The sequence below is a fragment of the Acinetobacter sp. MF4640 genome, assembly GCF_002018895.1.
Taxonomy (GTDB): Bacteria; Pseudomonadota; Gammaproteobacteria; order Pseudomonadales; family Moraxellaceae; genus Acinetobacter; species Acinetobacter johnsonii.
In genome coordinates this window covers 1-7,143 of record NZ_MVOM01000093.1, presented here as the reverse complement: position 1 = coordinate 7,143, position 7,143 = coordinate 1, and the positions used below count along the sequence as shown (strand labels likewise).

The 7,143-nt window shown below is 37.6% G+C and carries 5 protein-coding genes and 1 pseudogene; all 6 read left to right on the top strand.

The annotated features are described in order from the left end of the window. Positions 1–319: 319 nt before the first annotated feature. Positions 320–3,148, top strand: a complete 2,829-nt coding sequence (locus MF4640_RS18100; RefSeq protein WP_078390445.1) for a type VI secretion system Vgr family protein — start codon at positions 320–322, stop codon at positions 3,146–3,148. After that, the gene (locus MF4640_RS18095) at positions 3,141–4,673 is read left to right on the top strand and encodes a hypothetical protein (protein ID WP_078390446.1); all 1,533 of its coding nucleotides are present in this window, start codon (positions 3,141–3,143) and stop codon (positions 4,671–4,673) included. The genes MF4640_RS18100 and MF4640_RS18095 overlap by 8 nt, the downstream gene beginning before the upstream one ends. A gap of 28 nt (positions 4,674–4,701) precedes the next feature. Further along, a complete protein-coding gene (locus MF4640_RS18090) occupies positions 4,702–5,652 on the top strand; it encodes a hypothetical protein (protein ID WP_078390444.1) in 951 nt (316 codons plus the stop codon). Between the two features lie 198 nt (positions 5,653–5,850). Beyond that, a pseudogene (locus MF4640_RS18085) lies at positions 5,851–6,465 on the top strand (RHS repeat-associated core domain-containing protein); the annotation flags it as partial. A 22-nt stretch (positions 6,466–6,487) separates the two neighbouring features. Beyond that, on the top strand, positions 6,488–6,859 hold the full coding sequence (locus tag MF4640_RS19275) for a hypothetical protein (protein WP_153042484.1): 372 nt from the start codon (positions 6,488–6,490) through the stop codon (positions 6,857–6,859). 7 nt (positions 6,860–6,866) lie between these two features. Further along, the coding region (locus tag MF4640_RS18080) for a transposase (protein ID WP_171263919.1) at positions 6,867–7,143 on the top strand (277 nt) is incomplete at its 3' end.

Sequence of the window (7,143 nt, the reverse complement as noted above, 5' to 3'; positions counted from 1 at the left end):
TTCTTGACTCAAGCATTAATGCAGTACGATCTTCAAAGTTAAGATGATGGTATGACAATTTTATATACTCCATAAACCCTTTAAATTAATTAGGTGGTTTATGTCGCACTTCAAGTTTTACTCTGCCAAGGAATGAATTGGGTTAAGCGAATATGACTGGGATAATATCAAAACTATAAAAATAGAAACTTACAGATGGATCGGTCGTTTATTGAAAAAAGGCTCTGAAACTTAAAAATTCTATTAAAGTTACAAAAAATTAAAGAAATTTTTTGAGACTTTTGTACAATCAGCCACAACTTAAAATTTAATAATAACGATGCCCAATAATATTTATGCTGCAATAGAGCAACTTGGACTTACTGCACAAAAACGTGCTATTCATATTCAGTTCAGCAATACCTCGCTTAACGAACAAGTATTCCTTCAGCGCATAGATGGAACGCATGAACTGAATGCAGGTATAGAGTTACAGCTCCTTTGCTTATCTACCTCCGCTCATATTCCGTTAAAGCAATTCATCGGTAGTCAAGTCGCTGTCGATATTGTCACTGAAAAATCAGAACTCAATCGTATTTCAGGCATCATCACCAAGGCGGATGTGGGGGCAAGTGATGGCGCTTTAACCATATATCGTTTAACCGTGGAAGACCCGACAGCTTTATGGAAGCATCGACGCAACTCTAGAGTTTTCATGGCGAAGTCTGTTGTTGAGGTGGTTCAAACTATTTTTGCCGAGTGGCAGCAACGTAGTCCCTTATTTGCTTCGAGTCTGACATTGGATAAAGGTGGTTTAAGCAAAGAATATGATGTGCGCCCATTCATTATGCAAGCGAATGAGTTGGACAGTGAATTTATTCAAAGGCTGCTCTCTTCAGAGGGGATTAACTGGCTTATTGATGAGTCTCAGCTCAAAGTGTCCAGTTCAAGTGAACCCATTCAGCCGCAAAAACTTAGACTGATTGATGACAACGCCCAATATCAAAGTTTAGAGCGACAGAATATTCGCTTCCATCGTAGCAGTGCTGTAGAAAGCAGTGATTCGATTACAAATTTTGTCGGACAGCGTTCTATACAACCAACATCTGTCCATATTCAACATTGGCAAGCGAATACTTTAGAAATAGAAGAAGGTGCGGGTTCAGTTCAAAGCAAACATAGCCATAGTGATAATCAAGACAACGCCAGTCTAGGTTTAGAGCAAGCATGGCATTTTTCACCTGCATGGATACAAGACCTTAAAGGTGAAGATGGAACGACCAAATCAGGCAATGGTCAGATTGAAAAGTTTAATCAAAATCTTGGTCATTATTACGACCTACAAGCCAAGCAATTTATGGCTACCTCGACCGTACGAGATGCACAAGTGGGTTACTGGTTTGAACTCAACGAGCACCCTGAAATCGATCAACATAGTGGTTCAGACAAAGAATTCTTAATCACATCCAAAAAATTCTATAATCAGAATAATTTACCTAAAGATTTGACCGATCAAATCACAGCTTTGTTGAAGCAAACCAATTGGCAGCAGGCTGAAATTACAACAAATAATAAAGACGAACGCCAAGCCAATCACCTTGTTTTACAACGACGTAATATCAGCATTGTTCCAGAGTACAATCCGCTGCGACAACGCCCTATTGCATCACCACAACGCGCGAAAGTGGTTGGACCAAGTGGTGAAGAAATTCACGTGGATGAATGGGGGCGTATTAAAGTCCGTTTCCTGTTCACCCGTAGTGAAGACAATACTCACGATGGCGGTGCAGGTTCAAATGACAATGACACAGATTCTGCTTGGGTTGATGTGCTCACACCTTGGGCTGGTGAGGGTTATGGCGCACGCTTCTTACCGCGTATTGGTGAAATCGTGGTGATCGACTTCTTTGATGGCAATATCGACAGACCCTTTGTCGTGGGGCGCATCCATGAAGCACAACGTCTTCCAAGCAAATTTGACAATACAGGCAAACTGCCTGATACCAAAAAACTGGCAGGGATTCGATCAAAAGAGGTTCAAGGCGAGGGCTTCGGGCAACTACGTTTTGATGACACGACGGGTCAGATCAGTACCCAGCTACAAAGTAGTCATGGTGCGACACAACTGAACTTAGGGAATTTGAGTCATCCTAAAGAAACGGACACGAGTGAAGGACGAGGTGAAGGTTTTGAACTGCGTACTGACCAGTGGGGAGCTGTCCGTGCTGGGCAAGGCTTACTTGTTTCCACGTATAAACAAGATCAAGCCAAAGGTGAGCATCTAGATGCTGAAATTGCCAAGAAACAACTGGAAGGTAGTCAGACGAACAGTAAAGCTTTAAGTGATATTGCTAAAAATCAAAAGACTGATGAAATTGAATCGCTTGAGCAGCTTAAAGAATTTGCAGAACAACTCGAACAAAAAATTGCAAAATTCAAAAAGGCAGTTTTATTGCTCAATTCACCTGACGGAATTGCGCTAAGTACAGCTGAAGATATTCATTTCTCTGCTGATTCACAAATTAATCAGATTGCAGGCGATAGCATCAACTTCAGCACTCAAAAGAACTGGATTGCTCAGGCGCAAAACAAACTGAGCTTGTTTGCTGCACAAGGTGGGATCAAAGCAGTAGCAGCACAGAGTAAAGTTGAGATCCAAGCCCAATCGGATGCATTGGATATACTTGCTAAAAAAGGCATCATTATTTCCTCGACTGAGGACCGTATCGAAATTAGCAGTCCTAAAGAGATTGTCATCACAGGGGCTACATCACAAATCACCTTAAATGGTTCAGGGATTTCCCTGAAAACAGGCGGTGAATTTAGAGTGAATGCAACACAGCATGTGTTCCAAAGTGGGGCCAGTGTAAAAAACCAATCTCCAGTGTTACCTAAATTTAATAATAAAAATTGGATTGCATTAGAACATTTAGATGCTGAAAATGAGCCATTTGCAAATTTAGGTTATAAAATTTATTTTGAAGGTAATCAAATTATAGAAGGAAAATTAGATGATCTTGGGAAAGCTCATCATGATAATGTACCGCAAAAAGCAATTAAAGTTGAGTATGAACAACGTGATTATATAGATGAGCCATGGGGTTTATATGATTTAGTTTTAGATCAGTTGAATGAATTAAAAAAAGAAGTGAATGAAAATAATGACTGATTTCTTACCATCAAAAAAAGATCTACTTAATGCAATGGCTGCGATAGCAGCTCCAGTAAACAAGGCAATAAAAAAAGGACAGGAAAGTCTCACGGATATTGCAGATTGGCTTTGGGTTGTAATTCAAGGTGATTTTGCTGAGGAACAATCTACTGCTCAAATTGTGACTGGTACCGTAATTTCAATGATCCCATTTGTAGACCAAATATGTGATGTAAGGGATATTTGTGCAAATTGTTCTAAAATTAAAGAAGATAATAGTAATCCATGGGCATGGATTGGTTTGATTCTAACTTTAATTGGACTGTTTCCTGTATTAGGTTCTCTCTTCAAAGGAATATTTAAAGTGGTTCTCGCTCCTGTTCGCCGTTTTATGCTGAGGCCCACAGCAAAATTAGCACAATTAACAGGTGCAAATATTTATAAAATTGCAGAACCGTCAATCGAAAGTGGTATTAAGGAATTAAATAAATTTTTGGCACGGCCCGCAGTCAAAAAAGCCCTAAAAGAAGCTAAAATTACTAATGTGTATAAATCTACTTCAACTAAAATTCGTGAAGTTAAGGGAAAGCTCAGAACTAAGGAGTTATTAGAAGTATTTGATAAGCTTATTAAGTATTTGAAAGAAACCGTTAGTTTTATTGATAAGTATGCAAGTAAAGGCGTAGCACTTAAAGCTAAAAAATTGTTGAATGTCGTAATTGAAGTTAGAAATTCTGCGAATAAAGAACTAGGAAAATTTTTAAAACCAGTTCAAAATTTTTTAGAAAAGTTAGCAGTTCGAATAGATAAAGAAGGCGATGCTGCATTTAAAGCAACAACAAATGTAAAAAATGTAACTCGATTGAGACGAGTTTCAGATGCAGAAGAATTAGAAGCTTTTAGAAAAAGTAGACCTAATTGGGTTCATGTACTTCCAAAAAATAAAATCGTACCTTTCCCTGAAGCTAAAATTGACCCAAAAACCTCAAAAACTCCTTTACACCCAAGCTTAGGAAATGTTCAATTAGCTTTAAAAAGTGGTTTCTCTCATCCTTTAAAGGGTAAATATGATACTTTCGCAAAGGGCTTGATTAAAGCTCAGACATTTAATGAAGGTGAAGTGTTAGTTCGCGTTTTAGCACCAGGAAGTTTGGATAATAGTATTTGTTGGATGAGGAAGTCCGAATTTGAAAAGTTAAAAAATAGAGAAGAATGGCGTGATAAATTTGCTGTATGGGCAAGTTGGAATAGTAATGGTGAATATTTGGAATATACGGTTCCAAAAGGTAAGAAATTATATGCATGGGAAGGTCCTGCGGCATCTCAAATACGTGGTGACTTTTATTTAAGAGGTGGTGGCGTACAAGTTGTACTAGACCCTAAAGATTTAATCCCATCGGGTTTAAGTAAGCGTAAGCTAACAGGTTGGGGATATGGGACTGATACAACAATTGGTGATTTTTCAGTGGTAGGAGTTCCTACTTTAAAAACTCAAAGGGGAGATTTTTCTTTGGCTCCTCGTTTGGAACATAAATCCAAATAAAATTATAGATAATATATTGAGAAATAATATGATTTATAGAATTAATCCTAAAGTTGCTTATCTATTGGAACAATTTAGTTCATTAGAGTTTTTTGAAACCATGCGAAATAACTATCATCTTTTCTTAGATGGTTTAGAAGAGTTGTTTGAAATATATATGCATAATCTTCCTTATAATCTAAGAGATTTACCATTGCCAGAACAGGCAGATATTAATTGGGGAGAGACGGTTTTACCAAATTTAAGAGGGACAATGGATCGAATAGATATTGCTTATGCAAAAATAAAATCTGGGGATTTCACTTATTTATATTGTGCTTCTGAGATTCGTTCTAATGATAAAGGTTTAAGTGAATTTTCTCTACATTGGATGGATGATTTATCTTATGAAAAAGTTAAACAATGTTGGGATTATTATTCAATTGCAAGACAGTACGCCTCAATTATAGAAAGTACATACCCTACATCTTGGGATATGGATACTCTCATCCACGATTTTAAAAAAAATGATTTATTTAATGATATTAAGCTTGATTTACCGAATAGCTATCCAATTTACCGTATAAATCCAGAAATGATGGTTAAGTCTAATGAAAAATTAGAAAAAACAGGTATTTATTTGTGTCAAGACGGGGAGGGGGAGCGAATTGAATTTATGGCAGCAAGTGAGGAGGAGAATAATGGTGTTGCCAGTGTTCTTGCTGTTGGACATGATCCTGAAACATATGAAACATTATATGCAGAAGTGAACTGGGTGTTGATTGAAAGAATTGCTGATGAAGGTGGTTCTGATAATTCTGTGTATGTGGAAAATATTAAGGCATTAGCTAGTCAAATTTGCCCTCAGTCAGGCAACTGGTGGAGCCCTGCGAATCAATCTCGATCACGATATTTTAATCAAGGGGAAATTTTTCCAGAAATTGAAAGTTATTGGGGAGAAACAATTTGGTATTTAGAGGTTACTAATAAAGTAGAATAAATGAGAAATAATAATTTAACATATTTTAAATATACAGGCATTTTAGTTATACCTACCGTATTGTTTACCCAGATGGGTTGGGAGAATGGTATTTCAGAGATGAATGTAGTCGTGTAGTTAGACATATTGATACTGACGCAGCGGTCAATGAATATGAATTTGATGAGAATGGCAGCTTAACCACAATTACCCAATCTGATGGGGCGACGTTTAGCAAAAAGAGGTAAGCACCATCATACAGGTCAAGAGTTGGATTTTGTTTATGGATGGGATGGTGATACGTTAGCATATGAGTCAAATGAGTCATATACCAAGCATTATATTTATGAAAAAGACAGCTTTACTCCCTTAATTCAAGCCGTTTATCAAACGCCTATACAGGTGCATACAACACCTGTTTGGGATGATAAATATAGTTTTACTCGTGATTTACTTTGGAAAAAGACTCAGAGTAGTCAAGGCTTTGATGATGTTTGGTTCTATCACTGTGACCATTTGGGGACTCCACAAGAGATGAGTGATCTTAGTGGTCAGATCATTTGGAAGGCACAATATAAAGCTTGGGGTGAATGTAAAGCAGAGAAAGTGAAATCAAACTTCTTTGAAAATAGTGAAATCATTTCAAATAATATTCGCTTCCAAGGGCAGTATTTTGATGAAGAAACAGGGTTTCACTATAACCGTCATCGTTACTACTCGCCTTACGTAGGGCGCTTTATTTCTAAAGATCCAATTGGGCTTTTAGGTGGGCATAATGTTTATGCTTATGCGCCGAATCCTATTGATTGGGTTGATCCGAGAGGGTTAGCAAGAGTAAAAGGTTCGAAAGGAAGTAGTGGAAAGGGGGGGAGGGGTTTCATCTAAGAAGAAACCTTGTCCAGGCAATCCTTGTGAAGGACGAAATCCTTCAGCATCTGCGAGATCATGGCAAGGTAAAGACCCTTACCGAGGTAAAGATAGTTATAAAAATGTAGTTTTAAAAAAAGGAACAATTTTATATACATTACATCCCCATGGAAGAGATGAAAATCCTTTAAAAAATCCAACTCCTAATTATTTTGGTAAAACTCAGCAAGTATTGAAAATGCAAGGTAAAGGAGCAAGAGCATATAATGATGCATTACAATTATCTCATGATGAAAATACACCTGGCTCAAGATGGCTTTGTTGCACAAACCTATCTGTAAAGGGTTTTTCAGCGATATAATTTTCAAATGAATAAGCCTACACCTAAAATTTATCGTACAACCAATTGGCCCGCATATAACCGAGCACTCATGAGTCGCGGAAATATTGCCATTTGGTTTGATCCTGCTACGCAATGGTATGCGCCATCAAAAGGCAAACAAGGGCGAAATCAAACCTACTCCGATACGGCTATTCAATGCTGTTTAATGATCAAATCTTTATTTAGACTCTCTTTACGCATGGTCACAGGTTTTGTTCAAAGTCTGATTAAACTTTGTGGATTAAATTGGACCGCACCAGATT